The 21403-nt window shown below is 71.9% G+C and carries 15 protein-coding genes; 10 read left to right on the plus strand and 5 right to left on the minus strand.

Going from position 1 to position 21403, the window contains the following annotated elements:
* Window positions 1–72 precede the first annotated feature (72 nt).
* The 8 genes from ACFV2J_RS06485 (at window position 73) to ACFV2J_RS06520 (ending at window position 12682) form a co-directional block, all read left to right on the plus strand.
* Window positions 73–1650 carry a GMC oxidoreductase gene (locus tag ACFV2J_RS06485; RefSeq protein WP_385089962.1) on the plus strand — a complete coding sequence of 526 codons (1578 nt, stop codon included), beginning with the start codon at window positions 73–75 and terminating at the stop codon, window positions 1648–1650.
* Window positions 1647–3065, plus strand: coding sequence for a DUF2252 domain-containing protein (locus ACFV2J_RS06490; protein ID WP_385089959.1), 1419 nt, complete (start codon window positions 1647–1649; stop codon window positions 3063–3065). The genes ACFV2J_RS06485 and ACFV2J_RS06490 overlap by 4 nt, the downstream gene beginning before the upstream one ends.
* Window positions 3066–3078: 13 nt before the next feature.
* The gene (locus ACFV2J_RS06495; RefSeq protein ID WP_385089956.1) at window positions 3079–4902 is read left to right on the plus strand and encodes a glycoside hydrolase family 15 protein; all 1824 of its coding nucleotides are present in this window, start codon (window positions 3079–3081) and stop codon (window positions 4900–4902) included.
* Between the two features lie 113 nt (window positions 4903–5015).
* Window positions 5016–5540, plus strand: coding sequence for a hypothetical protein (locus tag ACFV2J_RS06500; RefSeq protein ID WP_385089953.1), 525 nt, complete (start codon window positions 5016–5018; stop codon window positions 5538–5540).
* Complete coding sequence (locus ACFV2J_RS06505) at window positions 5540–6931, plus strand: hypothetical protein (RefSeq protein WP_385437538.1); 1392 nt, start codon at window positions 5540–5542, stop codon at window positions 6929–6931. The genes ACFV2J_RS06500 and ACFV2J_RS06505 overlap by 1 nt, the downstream gene beginning before the upstream one ends.
* Window positions 6932–6951: 20 nt before the next feature.
* Window positions 6952–8520 carry a VWA domain-containing protein gene (locus ACFV2J_RS06510; protein WP_385437577.1) on the plus strand — a complete coding sequence of 523 codons (1569 nt, stop codon included), beginning with the start codon at window positions 6952–6954 and terminating at the stop codon, window positions 8518–8520.
* Between the two features lie 248 nt (window positions 8521–8768).
* Window positions 8769–9881, plus strand: a complete 1113-nt coding sequence (locus ACFV2J_RS06515; RefSeq protein WP_385092980.1) for an AAA family ATPase — start codon at window positions 8769–8771, stop codon at window positions 9879–9881.
* The gene (locus tag ACFV2J_RS06520; protein WP_385092977.1) at window positions 9878–12682 is read left to right on the plus strand and encodes a hypothetical protein; all 2805 of its coding nucleotides are present in this window, start codon (window positions 9878–9880) and stop codon (window positions 12680–12682) included. The genes ACFV2J_RS06515 and ACFV2J_RS06520 overlap by 4 nt, the downstream gene beginning before the upstream one ends.
* Window positions 12683–12874: 192 nt before the next feature.
* Here ACFV2J_RS06520 and ACFV2J_RS06525 read toward each other — a convergent pair whose 3' ends face one another.
* The 4 genes from ACFV2J_RS06525 to ACFV2J_RS06540 form a co-directional block, all read right to left on the minus strand.
* Window positions 12875–13639, minus strand: coding sequence for a YqjF family protein (locus ACFV2J_RS06525; protein ID WP_385092974.1), 765 nt, complete (start codon window positions 13637–13639; stop codon window positions 12875–12877).
* Window positions 13640–13689: 50 nt separating this feature from the next.
* On the minus strand, window positions 13690–15426 hold the full coding sequence (locus ACFV2J_RS06530; RefSeq protein ID WP_385092971.1) for an LCP family protein: 1737 nt from the start codon (window positions 15424–15426) through the stop codon (window positions 13690–13692).
* A 332-nt stretch (window positions 15427–15758) separates the two neighbouring features.
* Window positions 15759–16958 (minus strand): glycosyltransferase, encoded by a 1200-nt coding sequence (locus ACFV2J_RS06535; protein WP_385437579.1) that lies wholly within the window; start codon window positions 16956–16958, stop codon window positions 15759–15761.
* Window positions 16959–17233: 275 nt separating this feature from the next.
* A complete protein-coding gene (locus ACFV2J_RS06540) occupies window positions 17234–17686 on the minus strand; it encodes a MarR family winged helix-turn-helix transcriptional regulator (RefSeq protein WP_385096296.1) in 453 nt (150 codons plus the stop codon).
* A gap of 183 nt (window positions 17687–17869) precedes the next feature.
* Here ACFV2J_RS06540 and ACFV2J_RS06545 point away from each other — a divergent pair, with 183 nt between their 5' ends.
* Window positions 17870–18847 (plus strand): alpha/beta hydrolase, encoded by a 978-nt coding sequence (locus ACFV2J_RS06545; protein ID WP_385096302.1) that lies wholly within the window; start codon window positions 17870–17872, stop codon window positions 18845–18847.
* Between the two features lie 124 nt (window positions 18848–18971).
* On the opposite strand, the gene ACFV2J_RS06550 is transcribed toward ACFV2J_RS06545, so the two are convergent.
* Window positions 18972–19451: a MarR family winged helix-turn-helix transcriptional regulator gene (locus ACFV2J_RS06550; protein ID WP_385096293.1), complete on the minus strand. Its 480-nt coding sequence runs from the start codon at window positions 19449–19451 to the stop codon at window positions 18972–18974.
* A 212-nt stretch (window positions 19452–19663) separates the two neighbouring features.
* Between ACFV2J_RS06550 and ACFV2J_RS06555 the strand changes: the two genes are divergently transcribed.
* Window positions 19664–21193 (plus strand): MFS transporter, encoded by a 1530-nt coding sequence (locus ACFV2J_RS06555; RefSeq protein WP_385437582.1) that lies wholly within the window; start codon window positions 19664–19666, stop codon window positions 21191–21193.
* Window positions 21194–21403 lie beyond the last annotated feature (210 nt).

The following is a 21403-nucleotide window of genomic DNA, read 5'->3' on the forward strand; positions in this document are numbered from 1 at the left end:
GAACGTGTCGGGTAATTCCCCCTCCCGAGCCGCCCGGCAGGACCGGACCATGTTCCGAGGACGGTGGCCGGCATGACCGATAAGCACTACGACGTCATCGTCGTCGGAACCGGCGCGGGCGGAGGCACCCTCGCCCACCGGCTGGCGCCCACCGGGAAAAGCATCCTCCTTCTCGAAAAGGGCGGCTATCTACCCCGCGAACGCGACAATTGGGATTCCACCGCGGTCTTCGTCAGAGGGAAATACCGAGCTCCGGAGTTCTGGTTCGACAAACACGGGGACAGATTTCCGCCCGAGGTCAACTACTACGTGGGCGGCAACACCAAGTTCTACGGCGCCGCTCTCTTCCGGCTGCGCCCCGAGGACTTCGGTGAACTCCGCCACCACGACGGCATCTCGCCGGCCTGGCCGCTGCGCTACGACGAACTCGAGCCGTACTACACCCAGGCCGAACACCTCTATCGCGTGCACGGCCGGCACGGCGAGGACCCCACCGAGGGCCCGGCCGGCGCCCAGTACGCGTACCCGCCCGTCCAGCACGAGCCGCGGATCCAGCAACTCGCCGACGACCTGGAGAAGCAGGGCCTGCACCCCTTCCACCTGCCCATCGGCGTCGACCTGACCCAGGACGACCGGGGCCGGGCCGCACACGGCAGCGCCTGCATCCGCTGCGACCGGGTCGACGGCTTCCCCTGCCTGCTCGGCGCCAAGTCCGACGCGCAGGTCATCTGCGTCGACCCCGCCCTCGCCCACACCAACGTCGAGATGGTCACCCACGCGGACGTGCGGCGCCTGGAGACCGCCCCGGGCGGCCGGAGCGTCACCAAGGTCGTCGCCACGGTGGGTGACGGCTCCACCGCCGAATTCCGCGCCGACATCGTGGTCGTCGCCTGCGGTGCCGTCAACTCGGCCGCCCTGCTGCTGCGTTCGGCCGGCGACCGGCATCCGCGAGGCCTGGCCAACAGCTCCGACGTGGTCGGCCGGCACTACATGCGGCACAACAACCTGGCCCTGATGGCCATCTCCAGGGAACCGAACGACACCACGTTCCAGAAGACCCTGGCGCTGAACGACTGGTACCTGGGATCCGACGAGTGGGACTACCCCCTCGGTGGCATCCAGATGCTCGGCAAGTCCGACCCCGCGCAGATCCACGGCGAGGCGCCGCGCTGGGCCGCGGCCGTCACCCCCGACATGCCGTTCGAGGTGATCGCCCATCACGCCGTCGACTTCTGGCTGTGCGGAGAGGACCTGCCCGCCGCCGGCAACCGCGTCACCCTGGACCGGGACGGCGGCATCCACCTCACCCTCGACGAGCAGAACAACGTCGCCGGACTCCAGCGGCTGCGGCACAAACTCCAGGGGATGCTGGGCCGGCTGGGCATGCACGAGCACCATCTGCTGTCGCACAGCATCTACCTGCACAAGGGCATGCCCATCGGTGCCACCGCGCACCAGGCGGGCACCGTCCGCTTCGGCACCGACCCCCGCGCCTCGGCTCTCGACGTGCACTGCAAGGCCCACGACCTCGACAACCTCTACGTCGTGGACACCAGCTTCTTCCCGAGCATCGGAGCGGTCAATCCCTCACTGACCGCCATCGCCAACGCCCTGCGGGTCGGCGACCACATCGCGGAGCGACTGCGGTGAACTCCCCTCCCACGGCCGACAGCGGCACCCGGCACCGCACACCGCGGGAACGAGCGGCACTCGGCAAGGACGCCCGCTCCCGCGTGCCCCGCTCCAGCCACGCCGAGTTCACGCCCACCGCGAAGCGGCCCGACCCCGTGGACGTCATCGAGGCCCAGTCGGCGGCCCGGGTGCCCGAGCTCGTACCGATCCGCTACGGCAGGATGACCGAGTCGCCGTTCCGCTTCTACCGGGGTGCCGCGGCCGTCATGGCCGGCGACCTCGCCGACACCCCGCGGACCGGCATCAGGACACAACTGTGCGGCGACGCCCACTTGTTGAACTTCCGGCTGCTGGCCTCGCCCGAGCGCCGCCTGATGTTCGACATCAACGACTTCGACGAGACACTGCCCGGCCCCTGGGAGTGGGACGTCAAACGCCTGTCCGCCAGCTTCGTCATCGCCGGCCGCGCCAACGGCTTCAGCGCCAAGGAACGGGCCACCATCGTGCGGTCGACGGTACGGTCCTACCGCGAGTGGATGCGGCACTTCGCCGAGATGGGCAATCTCCCCGTGTGGTACGCCCAGTTCGACGAGAACTGGGTGTGGACGCACTTCGTCCAGGACGTGGGCGCGCGGGCCCGCGACCGCTGGGCGCAGTCGGTGGCCAAGGCCCGCACCCGCGACAGCCTCCAGGCCTTCGGCAAACTCACGCACCTCGTCGACGGGAAGACCCGCATCGCCGCCGCCCCACCGCTGATCACGCCGTTCGAGGACCTGCTCGCGGACGTGGAACGCGGCGCGCTGGAGAAGCAGATCCGCCGGATGGTCGAACGGTACGGCCGGAGCCTCCAGTCGGACCGGCGGTTCCTGCTGGAGCAGTACCGCCTCGTCGACATGGCCCGCAAGGTGGTGGGGGTCGGCAGTGTGGGAACGCGCTGCTGGATCGTGCTCCTGCTCGGCCGCGACGACAGGGATCCGCTGCTCCTCCAGGCCAAGGAGGCGGGCGAGTCCGTCCTCGCGCCCTTCGTCGGCGCCGGCGGCCACCGCACGCAGGGCGAACGCGTGATCTCCGGCCAGCGGCTGATGCAGGCCACCAGCGACATCTTCCTGGGCTGGGAACGTGCCGAGGGCATCGACGGCAGCCGACGGGACTTCTACATACGGCAGTTGCGCGACTGGAAGGGCATCGCCGAACCCGGGGCGATGGTGCCGGCCGGGATGCGCGCCTTCGGTGAACTGTGCGGTGCCACGCTGGCGCGCGCGCACGCGAGGTCGGGCGACCGGATCGCCGTCGCCGCGTATCTGGGCGCGGGCGACGTCTTCGACCGGGCGCTGGTGACGTTCGCCGAGCGCTACGCCGACCAGAACGAGAGGGACCACCAGGCACTCGTGGACGCCGTCCGTACGGGGCGGGTGACGGCCGAAGCGGCCTGAGGAGGAGACCAGCATGGACCGTTACCCGCCCATCGCCGACCACGGGCTGATCGGGGACCTCCAGACCGCGGCGCTGGTGTCCTCGCACGGCGTGATCGACTGGTTCGCGGCGCCGCGCTTCGACTCGCCCAGCGTCTTCGCGGCCCTGCTCGACCACGACGACGGCGGTCACTTCGTGCTCGCCCCGGACAGCCCCGAGGGAACCTGGAAGCAGCTCTACTACCCGGACAGCGCCGTCGTGGTGACCCGCTTCATGTCACCCGACGGGGTCGGCGAGATCATCGACCACATGCCGGTCCGGCCGGGCCCCGCGCCGACCGACCGGCACAGCATCGTCCGGGTCGTCCGCGCGGTACGCGGCACCGTGCGCTTCACCCTCGAATGCCGGCCACGGTTCGACTACGCGCGGCTGCGCCACGAACTCGACCTGACCGCCGACCTGGCGACGTTCCGCGCCCCCGGCGTGACCGCCCACCTACAGGCCACCATGCCGCTCGAACGGGACGGGCACGACGTCCGGGGCGGCGTCACCCTCAGCGACGGGGAGACGGCGGCCGTGGTGTTCAGCACCTGCGCGCCGGGCGGTGAGGCACCACCGCCCCCCACCGACGAGGGGATCACCGAAGGCCTGTGGGAGAACGTCGACTTCTGGCAGAGGTGGGTGCGCACCTCGCGCTACCGCGGCCGCTGGACGGAGATGGTCCACCGCTCCGCGATCACCCTCAAGCTCCTCACCTACGCCCCCACGGGCGCGCCGGTCGCCGCCGCCACCATGGGACTTCCCGAACAGGTCGGCGGCGAGCGCAACTGGGACTACCGGTACACCTGGGTGCGGGACGGCTCCCTGTCGGTGCGGGCCCTGCTCGACCTCGGCTTCGTGGAGGAGGCGACCGACTTCACCCGCTGGCTCGGCGACCGCCTGGAAGCAGGGGAGGGACCGGACGACGAACCCCTCCAGATCATGTACCGCGTCGACGGCGACCCCCGTCTGACGGAGGAGATCCTGGGGCACTTCGAGGGCTACCGAGGCTCCTTCCCGGTCCGGGCCGGCAACGCCGCCTCGGACCAACTCCAGCTCGACATCTACGGCGAGGCCCTGTACGCGCTGGCCGAGAGCCGCTCGGTCGGCGAACAGGCCGGCTACCACGGGTGGAAGGGCCTGGCCCGCACCCTGGACTGGCTGGCGGACTCCTGGGACCGGCCCGACGAGGGCATCTGGGAGACCCGCGGCGGACGCAAGGACTTCACCTACAGCCGGGTGATGTGCTGGGCCGCCTTCGACCGCGGTCTGAAGCTGGCGGCCGAGTTCAGCAGGCCGGCCGACACCGTCCGCTGGACCCGGGCCCGGGACGAGATCCTCGAACAGGTCATGGAGCGCGGCTGGAACGAGCGGGAACAGGCCCTGGTCCAGCACTACGGCGGTGACGTCCTGGACGCCTCCCTGCTGCTCGCCCCCCGCGTCGGGTTCCTGGCCCCCCGCAGCCCCGCCTGGCTCAACACGCTCGACGCCATGGACCGCGTCCTCGTCTCCGACAGTCTCGTCTACCGCTACGACCCCGAGGCGTCCCCCGACGGACTGCGCGGCTGCGAGGGGACGTTCAGCCTGTGCACGTTCCTGTACGTCGACGCCCTCGCCCGCGCGGGACGCCTCTCCCAGGCCCGCTACGCCTTCGAGAAGATGCTGACGTACGCCAACCATGTCGGCCTGTTCGCCGAGGAGATCGGCCCCAGCGGCGAGCAACTCGGCAACTTCCCACAGGCCTTCACCCATCTCTCGCTCATCATGGCCGCGACCACGCTGGACGAGGCGCTCGACGCCCTCCACCTGCGCCGCTGAACGGGTTCGGACACGCCGCGGGCCGTGGCCCGGCAGACCCCGTCGTGACCGGCGTTGTCAGTGGTCGCCAGTAGGTTCGTCCGTGTCCCCGCCGCTGCGGCGCGGACGTCCCCATGGCGCGAGGAGATGGTGAGTTGTCGGACTGGGAGAGGTCGAGCACGGCCCGGGTGACAGTACCCGCGCGGCCGCGCAAGCTCGCCAAGGTTCCGTTCGTCGAGCTGGCCGACGGACGTCTGCAGGGTGTCGTGTCCAGCGGCTCCGACGTCGAGCGGGTCTATGTCTCGTCGGTCGCGGCGGGCACGTACACGTTCGCCTGCAGCACCAACAACAACCGGCCCTGCGGCGGGGCGCGCGGCGGGTTCTGCAACCACATCAGGGCCCTGATCGCCGAGGCGGTGCTGCAGTACGGGCCCGAGCGCGTCGCCCGCTACCTGAGGGCCGAGAGCACGGACGGGGAACCGACCGCGCAGACCCTCGCCGACGGCATCAGCGCCACCCGCCCCTCGCAGGGGGACACCAAGGCCGCCGCGCCCGTCTTCAGCCGGTTCCTGCGTCACCTGGCGTACCTCGAACTCGCCCCGACCACCGCGCCGTTGCCGGAGATGCAGTGGTTCCCGCCGACCAGGACGGTGGCGTGATGCGCGCCGACCTGCTCGCCGAACCCGTCGCCGGGCTCGACGAGGTCCTGACGGCCGTCGACGCCTTCGACCTGGCGCTCGCGGGCGGCCTGCTGCGACCCCGGCCGGCCCAGGCAGCGGGCCTGACGGACCTCGCGGACGCCGTCGCGGGGACGCCGCTGGCCGGCAGGGTCGCCGAGGCGGCCGGGAAGGCGGCGGCCGGAGCCGCGGGCGAGGACGACTTCGTCGCCCTGGCCGCCGCCCGCGCCGCCCTGCTCGGCTCCGTCCACGACGCCCTCGTGACCCGCCTCGACGAGGTGACGGGCCGCGCCCGCGGCCGGGAGACGGCCCCGCCGGCCGCCGACCGGCAGCCCGCGAACCTGCTCGCCGCCGCCCGCTCCTGGCTGTCCGACCTGGCACGCTGCGGGTGGCAGGGCATCGACCACGAGGTGGTGTCCGGGGCGGCGCACGTCGTCTCCGCGATGCTTCCGGACCCGGCGCTGCGCCGCCAGGCGACGCTCCTCGACGGCTTCGCCGCCGAACTCGCCGCGTCCTGCCCGGGTGCGTCCCTGGACCGGGTCCCGCTACGCCGCTGGGGCGACCTGTGGGCACGCGCGATGCTGCTGACGGTGCCCGGTGCCGCGCCGGCGCCTCCGGCCGGCACGGCCACCGGCCGCCTGCTGCCCCTCGGTGTCGACGTGCAGGAGCACGCGACCGCCGTGCAGGCCCAGGTGCACGCGGTGTTCGAGCCCGCGGACGGCGCCGCGCCCCGGCTGGTGCGGGCCGCCGTGTCGGTGCCGAAACCGGACACGGTCGTCGGAGCCGGCCTGTGGCAGCTGCTCCGCCCGCACATGTCGCTGCTGACCGCCGTCGGCGAGGGCCGGGCGATGGACCTCACCGACATGCCGGTGACCACCGAGGGCGACCTGCTCTGGAGCGACGCGCGGGCACGTCCGGGGGAACCCGCCGACGCGTTCGCCACCGCCCGGGTCGTGCTGCCCACCGCGGGCGACGCGGCGACCGCACCCCTGGACCGGCATCCGGCGCGTATCGCGGTGCCCGTCTTCCTGGAGGGCTACACGGTGCGGAAGGCCGACGACGGCGTGCTGACGTTCACCGTCGCCGGACACAGCCTCGCCGTCGACACCGACCGCATGCCCACCGCCGGGCCGCTCACCCCCGAGGCCGTCGCGGCGTCCGGGGCGTGCATCGGACTGCTGCGCTGGGACGCCGGGACGTTCGGTGTCCAGCCGCTGGCCGTCGAGACGACCGTCCGGAAGAAGGCCGTCGCGATCCACGCCGGGGGATGGGCCGGAGGCACCACCGACAAGGCCGGCGTCCGGGCCGAGAAGGCCGCCACCGACGCCGTGGCCGTGCTGCGGGAGCGCGCGGGAAGGCTGCTGCGGAAGTGACCGAGAACTTGACCGGGCACATGACCGGGCTCACGGCTGATCGGACGGCCGGGCACATCGGTGAGCACACCGCCGGGCACCGGACGGATCAGACGACCGGTCCGGCGTCCGAGCGCAGGGACGAACCGCAGATCACGGGCGGCACCGCGCCCGGAGCGGACCCCCACGACAACCGTCGTCAGGCTCTGTACTGGCGGCTCCTCGCCCGGCTCTTCGACCACGAGGAACAGGCCGCGCTCGAATCCGCGAGCCTCGCCGTCGTCGAGGACATCGGTCTCCCGTCCGCGCTGCTGGACCCGCAGGCCTCCGTCGACTCCGTCGTGCAGCGCCACCCGGAACTGGCCGCCGAGTTCGACGGGCTGATGACACCCGAGCCCGGATCCGGGTCCGAGCCCGGTTCGGAAGACGGCGGCGACGTCGGAGGCGGCCGCGACCGGGCCGCCGAAGTACGCCGCGCCGCGCTGGTGTCGAAGGTGCTGCTGAACGTCTTCGCGTCCGGCTCCGGAGCGGTCACGGCAGGCCAGCTGGCCCGCTGGCAGTCCGACGCGGGCTGGCTGGAGCGCGCGCTCGGCTGCCGGCCGGGTGACCTGCGCGGCGGACGCGCGGCAGGCGGAGCCGGGACGGCCGGCACCGGACCCGGGGCCGGCCCGACGGGTACCGGTGGCCGCGGGACGACGCCCGACCTCGGCCGGCTGATCCCGGAGATCGGCCCCGAACTCGGCGCCATCGAGGCCGACCTCGTCAAACGGATGCGTCTGCGCGAGGTACTGGCGGACCCCCGGCTCGCCGCGCAGCTGACCCCGAGCATGTCGCTGATCGAGCAGCTGCTGCGGGACAAGAACAACCTCTCGGGCGTGGCCCTGGCCAACGCCAAGGCCCTGATCCGCCGCTTCGTCGACGAGGTCGCCCAAGTACTGCGCACCCAGGTCGAGAAGACCTCGGCCGGCGTCCTGGACCGCTCCGTCCCGCCCAAGCGGGTCTTCCGCAACCTCGACCTCGACCGCACGATCTGGAAGAACCTCACCAACTGGAGCCCGGAGGAGGAGCGGTTGTACGTCGACCGCCTCTACTACCGGCACACCGCCCGCCGGACGACACCCCAGCGGCTGATCGTCGTCGTCGACCAGTCGGGTTCGATGGTCGACTCGATGGTGAACTGCACGATCCTGGCGTCGATCTTCGCCGGGCTGCCGAAGGTCGACGTCCACCTGATCGCGTACGACACCCAGGCGCTCGACCTCACACCATGGGTGCACGACCCCTTCGAGACCCTGCTGCGCACCAACCTCGGGGGCGGCACCGACGGCACGGCCGCCATGGCACTGGCCCAGCCGAAGATCGACGAGCCGCGCAACACCGTCGTCGTGTGGATCTCCGACTTCTACGAATGGCGGACCGAGGAGCTGTTCCGCAGCATGGTCGCCCTGCACCGTTCGGGCGCCAGGTTCATCCCGGTCGGCTCCGTGACCAGCTCCGGGCGCGGCAGCGTCAACCCGTGGTTCCGGGAGCGCTTCAAGGACCTCGGCACACCGGTGCTCTCCGGACACATCCGCAAACTCGTCCACGAACTCAAGACGTTCCTCACCTGAGGGCCGTCCCGTGATCCCCGGCGGGCGCACGACGACAGCTACGGCACCTCGCCGCGTTGTCGGACCGCCCGACTACACCCGGTACGAGGACGACCCTCCGCCTCGCGACGCACCGCATCCGACGCCGCGCGCCGATCCACCGGGGATCACGGGACAGCCCCTAGGTCGTGCCGCGAAAGTCCCGCCTGCCTCGCGACGTGGGGCAACACGCCCTGCTCGCCTGCCCAGCACTTGAGAAAGGCCCTCACATGTCCGACCTGTTGCGCGCCCCCGCCGAGATCAAGTACGCCGAGGAACTCGACTGGCTGGAGTCCGTCGACGACAACCCCAAGCCCTTCTCCTGGCGCCTGTCCCCGAAGATGGTCCGCCTGTTCGTCCTGGGCTCCGAGCGCTCCGACGGCCTGGACCGGGAGATCTCCCCGAAGTGGTTCGGCGACCGCAGCTTCGTCGAGCGCTCCATCGTCACCCTGGCCTCCGACCGCGGACTGCTGCTCATCGGCGACCCCGGCACCGGAAAGAGCTGGCTGGCCGAGCTGCTGTCCGCCGCGATATGCCGCAGCTCCACCCTGGTCGTGCAGGGAACGGCCGGCACCACCGAGGACCACATCAAGTACTCCTGGAACGTGTCCATGGTCATCGCCAAGGGCCAGTCACGGGAGTCGATGATCCCCTCACCGATCATGACCGCGATGGAGACCGGCGCGATCGGCCGTTTCGAGGAACTCACCCGCTCCACCAGCGACGTCCAGGACGCGTTGATCTCCATCCTGTCCGAGAAGTACATCTCGGTCCCCGAACTCGACAGCGACGGCATCGTCTTCGCCAAGCCCGGCTTCTCGATCATCGCCACCGCCAACAGCCGTGACCGGGGCGTCAACGACCTCTCCTCGGCCCTCAAACGCCGCTTCAACTTCGTCCGCATCCCGGTGGTGACCAACAAGAAGAGCGAGGCGGAGATCGTGCGCTTCCGCACCGAGGAACTGCTGCGCCGCCACCGGATCGAACTGGACGTCCCGCCCACGCTGCTCGACGTGCTGCTGCAGAGCTTCGCCGACCTGCGCGCGTCGGCGGCCGCGGCCGGCAGCGACGACGAGAAGCTGGAGTCCGCGCTGTCCACCGCCGAACAGATCGGCGTGCTGGAGGACGCCGTCCTGCACGGCAACTTCTTCGGCGAACGCTCCCTGACCGCCCACACGCTGGCCTCCTCGCTCGTCGGGTCGCTGGCCCGGCGCGAGCCCGAGGACCTGGCCATCCTCAACAAGTACCTGCACGGCGTCGTCGAGCCGCGCAGCCGGGAAGAGGGCGGATCCTGGCCGGAGTTCCTGGAGGGCGGCCGCGAAGCGATCGCCACCCTGTCGTGACCGGCACGACCGAGGGAACCTTCACGGCCCTGCGCACGCAACTGCGGGAGGCCGCCGCGACGTTCGCCGGCGGCTCCGACGCCCTGGAGGGCATCCTCCTCGGCCTCGTCGACGACGTCGACCGCGCGGCACGCGAACCGCTGGAGATCTTCCCCGTCTGCCACCACTCGCCGGCCTCGGCGATCGCGATGGCACGCCGCCTGCGGGAGAAGCAGCCGAAGGTCGTGTACCTGGAGCTGTGCGAGGACATGGCGCCGCTGCTGACCGAACTGCGCAACTGCCGACTCCCCGTGGCGGTACAGGCGTTCGCGACCGAGACCGACGGCTTCCCGGCCGAGTGGTCCCCGCTGTCGGTGGTCGCGCCGATCACCGAGGCCTCCGCCGAGTACCAGGCGATCGCCTACGCACTGGACACCCCGGGCGTCGAACTGGTCCTCGTCGACCGCTCCTCGGACCACGTCTTCCAGTGGGACGAACGCGGCACGCAGGACACGGAGCCCGCCGACCCGGACGCACCGGCCGCCGAGGAGGAGGCCGCCCTGCACGGCGACGCGGTCGGCGTGGAACTGGGGGGCCTGCGCCCGCGCTTCGCCGAACTGGAGGAACACCTGCTGCGCCACGGCAAGGTGCGGCACTGGTCCGAGTGGTGGCACCAGTACGTCGAACTCCCCCTCGGCGACAGCGACCACGACACCTACCGTCAGGTCATGCTCCTGATCGGCAGCCTCTTCAGGCGACTCGCCCCGGGTGATTCCCACCGGGTCCGCGTGGACGAGGACCGTGAGCGCCACATGTGGACGAGGATGCGCGAACACCTCGCCGCGACCGGCACCGACCCCGCGGACTGCCTCTACGTCTGCGGAGCCTTCCACGCGGCCAGCCGGGTCGAGGAGTTCGGCCTCCACGGCACCGACACCTTCGAGATCGGCCCGCGCACCGCCACCAAGTGGCAGCACGGCCTGATCCCGTCCAGCCACGCGGCGATCGAGGCCCAGTTCGGCCTCGCCGCCGGCTCCGTGTCGATCGCCGCGACACTCTGGGCGAAGAACGTCAGGCGCACCCGCGTGCAGCCGTACCGGCTCGCCGGACAGACCGGTGCCGGCGGACCACGGGCACGGAAGACCGTGGCGGCGACGGCTCCCGTACCGGGGCTCCCGCCGGCTGACCGGCTGACCGGCTTCCTGCGCAGGCCGCCCGCCCTGGACCCGCTGGACGAGGCCGAGCTGCTCGGCTGGTCGGTGGAGGTCGTACGCGCCGCGCGCCGCAACGGCTACCTCGCCTCCACCGCCGACGCCATCGCCGTCTTCGAGACGTCGATCCTGCTGGCGGGGATGCGCGACCGGGCCAAGCCGACGCCGTACGACTTCCAGGACGCGGCCGTCACCTGCATCGAGAAGGACACCGTGCCCGGCCGCCGGGACGTACGCCACATCGTGGCGATCATGATGGGCGGCGACCGGGTCGGCCAGGTCGGTTACGACGCGCTGCCGCCCCTGGCCCGCGACGTGCACGACCGCCTCGCGCCCCTGGGCATGAGGCTCCAGCAGCGGGGCGTGCAAAGGGCGTTGCTGGACATGACGGGCCGGCCCGAACTGGAGCGGTGCTCCGACGTGCTGTGGATGCTGCGCAGGCTGCTGCCGCAGGGCGCCGCACGGCCGATCATGGGCGAGCGGAGCCTGGGGGAGCGGTCGATCCAGGAGTCCTGGGACCTGGCACTGGGCACCCATCAACGGGCGCTCATCGAGCTCGGCTACGAGGGCGTCAGCGTCGAGCAGGTCCTCGAACAGCGGCTGCGCCGCACGGCGTACGCCCCGCAGGCCACCACGGCGACCGTCCTGGAGGCCGTCGAGGACGCGACGCTGTATCTGCGCGGCCGCCGCCTCCCCGACGAGCTGGGCACCCGCGCCCTGGAGGTGCTCTCGGCCGAACGCGGCGTGGACGGCGCGCCGGAGGTGCTGCGCCGGGTGCGGCGGCTGCTGGCGTACTACCGCACCGGGGAGCCCGCGCTGCCGCCGTGGATCGAGTCGTTCGTCAAGGCCGGATACGCGCACTACTGCACGCTGCTGCCGACGGCGTTCACCGACGAGGACGCCACCGTGCGGCAGGTGGCGGCGATGCTGGGCTTCCTGTTCAGCATGGAGAGCCTGGCGCTGTCGCTGGGCTGCGACCGGACCCAGCTGGAACTGGCGGTCGCCCAGTCGCACCCGCGGGATCCGTCGAGGACGGCTCTGCTGTGGGCGGCCCGGACCCAGCTCGGGCAACTCTCGCGCGCGGACCTGCGCGCGAAGTGCGACGAACTGCTCGGCAACCCCTTGGTGGTGCCCGCCTATCCGCGCTACCTCAGCGGCTTCGTGCACGCCCTGGAACCGGTCCCGGGCCTCACCGACTTCGTCGTGGAAGCGGTGTCCAACGCGTTCGCACGGCTGCCGGACCCGGTGCTCCTGCCGTGGCTGCCGACGCTGATCACCACGCTGCGCTCGGGCGGTGCCGAACTGGCCCCGCTGCTGATCCGTGAGGCCGGGCGGATCTTCCCCGGACGGCTCGCCGCACTGGACGAGTGGGTGCCGCCGTGGCGGGCCGAGGCGGAACCCGCGGCGGCCCGTACGGCGCGGCGCGCGGCGGCCGGCGGCGCGGGCCGGACCCTGCTCGCCGCCCACCCCGCGACGTGCGACGCGGTGGCGACGCTGCTGGGCTGCGAGGGGACGTGGCAGGCGGCGGACCCCGGCCCCTCGGGCGCCGTACTGGCCGCACGTCATCCGGACACGGCGGTGGCGCTGGAGGCGTTGCTGACGGCCGGCTGACCCGGGGAGAGGGGCGGACGGAGGGGCGGATTCCCGCGACCGGGACGCCTCTCCGTCGGTCGCGCGGCCCACGCCTGCCGACGGTGCGCGCGGCGCGGGACGGAGTACGGGCGGCCAGCGGGTGGGCGGGGTGGCCGACATGGTGCGGCGGGGTGGTGGTGCCGTCCGGACAGGCGGGCGGCCCCCCCGTGCTCAGGGTGTCGGAATGCCCGCCGGTCGGACCGGGCGGCCGAGCCGGACCGGGACACCGGGGGAGTAGAGCACGCTCACCGGTTCCCCCTGTGGCGCGGGTACGCCCGCGGCCTCGACGAGGTTCTCCTCGCACGTGAGCAGCGTGGCGCGGTGCAGGGGCCAGCCGGGATGGTCGTTGGGCAGGTATCCGACCTTGCCGAAGAAGGTGTTGTGCATGCCCCAGCGCGCGGTCAGGAAGTGCTCCAGCTCGCTGGGTTCGCGGATCGGCTCGCCCCTGCGCAGGACGATCCGGCTGTGCGCCCCGCGCGGTCCCGGCCAGCGCCGCGAGCTGGTGTAGGTGATGACGTCTTCCTGCGCGCGGACGTTCATACGGGACCACACGTACGGAAGCCGGAAACCGGCCCGGCCCATCAGTACGGGTACCAGCCGGGCGGCGTCCATCGACCGGAAGACCACGCCGCGCCGCCCGTGCGGGTCCACCGAGTACAGGCGCACGTTCGTCTCCGGGAACGTGCCCAGGTAGGGCACTCCGGGGGAGCGGAGCCAGCCGACGCGGTGCATCCGGAACGCGACCAGGCCGACGTAGGTGACTCCGTCGAGCACGTCGGGGACGGTTCCCCCGGGCAGCAGACCGGCGACGCTGTCAGGGGCCACCGCCCAGTGGACGAAGGCGAGATCGAGCCACTGCTGGGTGAGCAGCGGCCTGGGCAGGGCCCTGGGCGCGTACGGGGTGACGGGCTCCGGCAACCGCGGTGTGGTCGGCACGGGGCCAGCATCCCAGAGGGGGGCGGAGGCGGCGCGTGACGGTCAGGGCGTCAGGGTGCCGAGTCCTTCTTGCCGACGGCCGCCGCGTAGGCCTGGGACGGGGTCATGGGGACACCGTTGAGGCTGACCGTCCTGTACGTGCTCACCTTGGCGCAGGACTTCGACTCGTCGGCGGTCTGGGAGTGGGCGTCGGCCTTGGCGGCCTTGGTGTCGGCCGGAGCGCCGGCGGTTCCGGAGCCGCCGGGGAAGCTGGTACCGCTGGTCCAGTCCGCACCGATCACCAGGGTCAGGCGGCTGCCCGTGCCCTGTTCGAGGTGGGAGGAGGAGAGGCCGAGCGCGTGGGCGACGGTCTGGGCCTCCGCCTTCTTCCCGGTGCCGTACGCGAGCGTGGTGGTGGCCGCGCCGCCGGGGGCGTTGCCGGTGGTCGTACCGGAGCTGAAGCCCTGGCCGATCAGGACGCCGGCGACGGCGGAGGCGCGGCCGCTGATGCCCGTGCCGTTCTCCACCGTGACCGCGATCCGCGCGGCGGGCACCGTGGAGGCCGTGGCCGTCGCGGTGGCCGCGGAGGCCGTCCCGCCGGAGGCGCTCGTCAGCGACTGGTCGTGCGCGATGGTGGCGAACAGGCTCCGGGAGGCCGGGGCGGCCACGACCCGGTCGGCGTTGTGCGGGTCGGGCGCCGTCTGCATGGTGGCGAACGTGATGCGCTTGGCGGGGACCTTGTCCAGGTCGGTGGCGAGCCCGACCAGCTTCTTGACGCTGCCCAGCCCGGTGTCCACCGTCAGGGCCTTGGTGGCGGCGTCGGCCAGCCGGTAGACGGCCGCGGGGTTGGTGAGGGTGCCCGCGCTCTTGAACTTGCGGATCATGGAACTGAGGAAGATGTGCTGGGCGTAGGTGCGCCCCAGATCGCTGCCGTCGCCGAAGCCGTGCCGTGAGCGGACGAACTCCAGAGCGGCGACACCCTTGAGGGTGTGGGTGCCCTTGGCGAGCTTCAGATGCGAATAGGTGTCGTAGACGTCGGCGTCGACGCAGGCGGACACCCCGCCCACCGCGTCCGACATCTTCACCACGCCGGAGAAGTCGAGCTGGACGAAATGGTCGATGGGGATGCCGGTGAGCCGGTGCACGGTGGCCACCTGGCAGGCCGGACCGTACTCCAGGGCGCTGTTGACCATGCCGGAGTAACCGGCGGTCGAGGTACCCGTCGCACTGTTCTTGCAGGCGGGGACGGTGGTCACGGTGTCGCGGGGGATGCTCATCACGGTGGCGTTGGACCGGTCGGCGGAGATGTGCAGCACCATCTCCACGTCCGCGTTGCCGCTTCCCGACTGCACGCCCGTCCGTGAGCACCCGCCGCCGAGTTTGCAGTCGCTCGCGCTGGTGCGGCCGTCGCTGCCCATCACCAGGATGTTGATCGGGGTCCGGCCGAAGGAGTCGGCCTTCTCCTTGCCCGCGCTGTCGGTCGCCGTGCCGTCGGTCAGCGGGACGCTGTGGAGGTTGCCGTTGAGGTGTTCGTAGAACCACCATCCGGCACCCGCGGTGACCAGGACGAGGAGCGACAACGATATCGCGGCGGTCCGCAGGATCCGTCTGCCGCGTCGGGCGCGGCGCCGTGACGCGCCGCGGCGCGTCCGGCCATGCGCCACGGACCCGGCACGGGGCGCGGAGCGGGAGGCGGCCCGGCCGCCCGTTCCCGGCGCGCCGGAGTCCTCTCCCGCGCGCTGCTCGGGCACCGACGGCGCACGGCGGCGCGTGGCCCGGCCGACGGGGCCGTCCCCTGGGTCAGTCATCTCGCACTCCCACGAAACGGTCGGGCCGTTCAGGCCGTCGGTGCTGTGGCGAAGGGGGATTCCGGGGGATTCCCGCTTGCTTGCGTGGTTGCGCAATATAGCAATCGCATATGACAGCCCTCGGGGCGACCGGCTTCTCCTTGGTGAACGGCCTGCTCCACGCCCCCTCGGCGGCCGATCCAAGCACTGATTCCTGTGGACGTGCTGGGAGGGGTGGCGTGGGCGGACGGGTCGCCGAGGGGGGCGTGGAGTCGGTGCGAGGGGACGGTCGAAGGGGCGTCGGGAAGGCGTGGCGTGGAGGTGCGGCGCGGGGGCCGCGGAGTCCGCTGGATCTAGAACGGCTCCGGGAGGGGCTCGGCGACGGTCAGGGGCACCCGGCCCGACCCGCCGCGGACCCGTTCGATGAGTCCGGCGTACGCGGCGATCATGCGGGTGCGGCTGAACCGCTCGCGGCTGAGGGCGAGGGCCGGGGCGAACTCGGCGCCGCGTTCCACCGCCTCGCACCAGGCCTGCGCGATCGCCTCGGCGTCGAGCGGCGTGAGGAAGCCGTGCCCGGCGACGATCGACGCGCAGTCGCCGACGTCGGTGGCGACCGGGACGGCGCCGCACATCATGCCCTCGATCAGCGACAGCGGGGCCGCCTCTCCGCTGGAGGAGGTCAGGGACACCACGTCGGCAGCGGCGTAGACGATCTCCATGTCGTCGCGTACGCCGAGCAGCGACACGCGGTCGGCGAGCGGGATCTCGTCACCGAAGGCGGCGGCCATGTCCTCCCGCAGGCCGGCGTTGGCGCGCGTCATCCCGGCGCCGCACATCAGGACGCGGCCCTCGGGCCGCCGGCGCAGCCAGGCGCGGGCGGCCCGCAGGAACAGCGGCACGTTCTTCATCCCGGCGTAGCGGGCCGCGAAGACGATCACGGGCGCGTCCGCCGGCACCCCCAGCGACGTCCGCAGCAGAGCGCGCCGGAAGGGGTCGGGGCGGAAGCGCAGGAGGTCCACACCGTTCGGGATCACGTGCAGCAGCTCCGCCGGTATCCCGGCGGCGGCGTACGCCGCCGCGGTCGACTCGGCGCAGCAGACCGCGGCGGCGATGCGGCCGTCGGTGACCGCGGTCCGCAGCTCGTCCAGGGCCGCTCCCTGGTTCTCCGGGTCGGAGCGGTGCAGGCACACCACGACGGGCCGCCGGGGCAGTCCGGCCTGGTTGAGCAGGCCGAGCGGCTGCTCCTTGAGCGACAGGACGACGTCCGCGCCCGCCATGGCCCGGGCGGTGGCGGCGAGTTCCGGCCCGGTGAAGCCGTCCGTGCCGTCGGGCGCCCCGTGGCTGCGGCCCAGGGAGGTGACCGGAATACCGGCTCCGGTCAGCGAGCGGAAGCAGGCGTCGTCCTCCATCCGCTGCCGGGTCGCCTCCCGATACATCTCGCCATTCAGGCTCAGCACCGAGTGGCGCTGACCGCCCTCATGGAGCCCCGTCACGACATCGCTGTGCACGATCCGGGCCCCGCCCGAAAAGAATCCTTCGTAGATCGACAGCACACGCAGTTCGTCCATCACGCGCACCTCACGGCCCGTCTCGCAGAAAGGGAGGAAACCTTTTCGACCCCTGTGATCTGCGGGTTAGCCGCTATGGACACAAGAGAAACTTGCGCGCTTGTGAACTCGTCGTTTCGCATTCGGACACGTTCGGTTACGTCGCACCGTGCGGGCCGATGAGAGGGAGGAGGGCGGGAGGTGCGGAGGGGTACGACGCCCTCACACACGCTCGGGGGTAAAGAACAGGCCAGATTTCCGGCGGCCGGAAAGGCGGCCGCTCAGCGCTCCGAGACGTTGGCGGTGAGCAGACGCAGGAGGTGTTTGGCCGTGGCGTCCTGCTCGGGTGTCAGCCCCATCGCGTCGCCGATGGCGAGGGGGACCGAGTCCGCGCGCTCCCGCATCCGGGCCCCGGTCTCGGTGAGCCGGATGGCCACGGACCGCTCGTCCTCCGCGCGGCGCTCGCGGCGGAGCAGACCGGCCGCCTCCAGGCGCTTGAGCAGCGGGGAGAGCGTGCTCGACTCCAGCTGGAGCGCGGTGCCGAGGTCGCGTACGGAGATCGAGTCCTGCTCCCACAGCACGAGCATGACCAGGTACTGCGGGTAGGTCAGCCCCAGCTCGTCCAGGAGCGGCCGGTAGCGCGCCGTCACCGCCCGGGACGCGGCGTAGAGGGCGAAGCAGAGCTGGTCGTCCAGCAGCAGGGAACCCCCCCGCGGTGGTTCGGCTGTGCTCATGGTGCGGCTCCCGGTCCGTGTGCCTGTGGGGCGATCCCATCCTATCTTTCAGGTCCCCTCGATTGTATCGAGTCCAAATAAGTTGTGCACGACTTAGTCGAGCGCTACTCTCATGCCGTGCCGCTCTCCGGGCGAAGACCGCTCATGGAGACTGCCCGCGGCACCAGATCCGAGGAGATCGCCATGACCGGCGCCACCGGCACCACCGGCAACCGTCCCGTTCTCGAACCCGCCGCCGCGGCGTTCGCGGAGGCGACCGCGAACCCGCCCTACCTGTTCGACCTCGCCCCGGCGGACGGCCGCAAGGCCGTCGACGAGGTGCAGTCCGGCGCGATCGAGATGCCGAGCGTCGACGAGGAGTGGATCACCGTGCCGGGCGGTCCGACCGGCACGGTACGGGTACGTGTCGTGCGCCCGGCGGGTGCCACCGGCACGCTGCCGGTGATCGTGTACATCCACGGCGCGGGCTGGGTGTTCGGCAACGCCCACACCCACGACCGCCTGGTGCGCGAACTCGCCGTCGGCGCGCGTGCCGCGGTCGTCTTCCCCGAGTACGACCTGTCGCCCGAGGCCCGCTACCCGGTCGCCATCGAGCAGAACTACGCCGTCGCCCGCTGGGTCGTCACCGACGGCGCCGGGCACGGCCTCGACGCGTCGCGTATCGCGGTGGCCGGTGACTCGGTGGGCGGCAACATGACCGCCGCGCTCACCCTGATGGCCAAGGAGCGCGGCGACGTCCCGCTCGTCCAGCAGGTGCTCTTCTACCCCGTCACCGACGCGAACTTCGACACCGGCTCCTACCACCAGTTCGCCACCGGCTACTTCCTGCGCCGCGACGGCATGCAGTGGTTCTGGGACCAGTACACGACCGACGAGGCCGAACGCGCCCAGATCACCGCGTCTCCGCTGCGCGCCACCACCGAGCAGCTCACCGGCCTGCCCCCGGCCCTGGTCGTCACCGGCGAGGCCGACGTCCTGCGCGACGAGGGGGAGGCCTACGCCGGCAAGCTCCGTGAAGCCGGCGTCCCCGTCACCGCCGTCCGCTACCAGGGCATCATCCACGACTTCGTGATGCTCAACGCCCTGCGTGGAACACACGCCGCCGAGGCCGCCATCGCCCAGGCGATCGCCACCCTGCGGGCCGCCCTCGGCACGGCCTGACCTCCGCCCGGAACCCGGGTCCCGAACCCGGTGTCACCGACCCCGGCTCCCGCACGTCAAGGGTGTCCGGGGTCGGTGGTGTCCCGGGGTCGGCGCCGCCCGGTCGGTGGCCGTCCCCGGTCGCTCAGAAGTGAACCTCGTCGGCCCGGAACAGCCGGGAGAGGAGGCTGTCGAGGGTGGCCCGCTCCTCCTCGCTCAGTGCGCCGAGGGACTGGTGGGTGGCGTGCATCCCGTCGCGGACGCGGGTCACGACGGCCGCGCCCTCCTCCGAGAGGATGACGTTCTTCACGCGGCGGTCGGTGGGGCTGGCCTCGCGGTGGACGAGACCGCGGGCCTCCAGACGGTCGATGATCCCGGTGATGTTCGACGCGTCGCAGCGGAGCGTGTCCGCGAGGGACCGCATGGGGACGGGGCCCTGGCGCAGCACGTTGAGCGCCTTGGCCTGGCTGTAGGTGAGGCCGTGGGCGGCGGCGGCGGTGGTGAGATCCGCGTAGAGGCTGACCATGGACGCCCAGAGGGTGTCGAGCAGGACGGCGTGGGAGACGCCGGGGTGCCCGTCGTCCGGCGCCTCGGTGGAGTGGCTCGTTCCAGGTGTCGCGGACATGGGGCCAGCGTAACCCGGAACTTGACTACCTCAACCTTCGATGCTTACCTCTGTCCGGTTACTTGAAGACATCAACCTTCAAGAACTTGCAGCTTTATGCGACCCCCCAGCTTGTGCTCCTAAGGAAGAACGCCGTGACACCCTCCGATCGCGTGGCATCCAGACGCCCCGCAGGCGACCTCTCGCTCGTCCTGGTCCTCGGCCTCGCGGCCATGATCGTCTCGATGATGCAGACCCTCGTCGTGCCGATCCTGAGCATCATCCAGAGCGATCTCGGCACCAGTACCGCGAACGTCAGCTGGGTCACCACCGCGACCCTGCTCTCCGCCGCGGTCTTCACCCCGCTGCTCGGCCGCTTCGGCGACATGCACGGCAAGAAGCCCACGCTGGTCGGGGTGCTGCTGCTGATGATCGCCGGATCGGTGCTGGCCGCGACCACCACCTCGCTGCTGTGGCTGATCGTCGGCCGGGTCCTCCAGGGCGCCGCCACCGCCATCTTCCCGCTCGCCCTCTCGGTGCTGCGGGAGGAGATGCCCCCGGCGAAACTGCACGGCGCGATGGCGATGGTCAGCGGAACCCTCGCCGTCGGCAGCGGGCTCGCCCTGGTGGCGGCCGGGCTGCTCACCCGGGGCGCGGATCCCGACTACCACCGTGTGTTCTGGCTCGCCGTGGCCCTCGCCGCCGTGGCCCTCGTCGGCGTCCTCCTGCGCGTTCCCGCCTCGCGTTCGACGACCGGTGGCCGTACCGACTGGCTCGGCGCGGTGACGCTCGCCGCGCTGCTCGTCCTGCTCCTGCTGCCGATCTCGCAGGGGCACGAGTGGGGCTGGTCCTCCGCGCGCACCATCGGTCTGTTCGTCGCGGCCGTGGTCATGGCGGCCGTCTGGGTGTTCGTGGAGCGGAACGTCCGCGGGCCGATGGTGGACCTGCGGATGTTCGTCCACCGTCCGGTGCTCTTCACGAACCTCGCCGGTCTGTTCCTCGGGTTCGCGATGTTCTCGCAGTTCATCGGCGTGGCCTATCTGGTGCAGATGCCGAAGGGGCTCACCGGGTACGGATTCGGCGCCTCGGTGCTGCGTGCCTCGGTCGAGTACCTGCTGCCCACCACGGTCGTCTCACTGCTCGCCGCTCAGTTCGGCGGGATGCTCGTCGGGCGGATCGGGGCGCGGTTCACCCTGACCGCCGGCGCCGTGTTCGGCGTCGCCGGGTTCGCGTGGCTGACCGCCGCGCACGACACCTCCGCCTCGATCATCCTCGCGGGCCTGCTGATCGGCGTGGCCGTCAGCTTCGGGTACGCGGCCATGCCGGCGCTCATCGTGGCGAGCGTTCCGCACCACCAGACCGGCATCGCCAACGGACTCAACTCCATCTCCCGTTCCGTCGGCAGCGCGATCGCCAGCGCGGTGATCACCTCGCTGCTGGCGTCCAGGACGATCGCGCACCTGCCGGCCGGAGTGCCCGCACTGCCGGCCGAGAGCCAGTTCACGCTGAGCTTCGCGATCGCCGGCGTCGCGTTCGTGCTGATCGTGGCGGTCGCGCTGGTCGGGCTGACCCGGGGGACGACGCCCGCGTACGTGGTCGACGAGATCGGCGAGAGCGCCTCCCCCGCGGAAACGGCGACCGGACCGACGGCCGGACCGACTGCCGGACCGACTATCGGGGCGACCGCCGACGAGGTCGCTGAAGTCGTCGCCGAATCCGCGGGGGAGCGGGCCGAGGAGAAGGCGGACGCCGCGACGGCCTGACCGGGAGCGCCCCTCGCATCCCCAGGTAGTCCCGTGGGACCGGGAACGTCCGAGAACGGCCGGGAACGCCGCGCACCGCCCTTCGGCGGGCGTGAGCCGTTCCCGGCCGTGGGGGCGGGGCGGGCGGGACTGCGGGGGGGGGGGGGCGGGGTGGGCCTGGTTTGGCAGTGGGTGTGAGTGTGGCGGGGAGGGTTCTCGGGGGGGGGTTGT

It is taken from the genome of Streptomyces sp. NPDC059668, from assembly GCF_042734135.1.
Lineage (GTDB): Bacteria > Actinomycetota > Actinomycetes > Streptomycetales > Streptomycetaceae > Streptomyces.

What these genes read in the sequence shown, in the direction of transcription:
- ACFV2J_RS06485 (WP_385089962.1), top strand. Translation starts at nt 73, where the DNA reads ATGACCGATAAGCACTACGACGTCATCGTCGTCGGAACCGGCGCGGGC.
- ACFV2J_RS06495 (WP_385089956.1), top strand. Translation starts at nt 3,079, where the DNA reads ATGGACCGTTACCCGCCCATCGCCGACCACGGGCTGATCGGGGACCTC.
- ACFV2J_RS06530 (WP_385092971.1), bottom strand. Translation starts at nt 15,426, where the DNA reads ATGACTGACCCAGGGGACGGCCCCGTCGGCCGGGCCACGCGCCGCCGT.
- ACFV2J_RS06510 (WP_385437577.1), top strand. Translation starts at nt 6,952, where the DNA reads ATGACCGGGCTCACGGCTGATCGGACGGCCGGGCACATCGGTGAGCAC.
- ACFV2J_RS06515 (WP_385092980.1), top strand. Translation starts at nt 8,769, where the DNA reads ATGTCCGACCTGTTGCGCGCCCCCGCCGAGATCAAGTACGCCGAGGAA.
- ACFV2J_RS06540 (WP_385096296.1), bottom strand. Translation starts at nt 17,686, where the DNA reads ATGAGCACAGCCGAACCACCGCGGGGGGGTTCCCTGCTGCTGGACGAC.
- ACFV2J_RS06545 (WP_385096302.1), top strand. Translation starts at nt 17,870, where the DNA reads ATGACCGGCGCCACCGGCACCACCGGCAACCGTCCCGTTCTCGAACCC.
- ACFV2J_RS06505 (WP_385437538.1), top strand. Translation starts at nt 5,540, where the DNA reads ATGCGCGCCGACCTGCTCGCCGAACCCGTCGCCGGGCTCGACGAGGTC.
- ACFV2J_RS06550 (WP_385096293.1), bottom strand. Translation starts at nt 19,451, where the DNA reads ATGTCCGCGACACCTGGAACGAGCCACTCCACCGAGGCGCCGGACGAC.
- ACFV2J_RS06555 (WP_385437582.1), top strand. Translation starts at nt 19,664, where the DNA reads ATGATCGTCTCGATGATGCAGACCCTCGTCGTGCCGATCCTGAGCATC.
- ACFV2J_RS06500 (WP_385089953.1), top strand. Translation starts at nt 5,016, where the DNA reads ATGGCGCGAGGAGATGGTGAGTTGTCGGACTGGGAGAGGTCGAGCACG.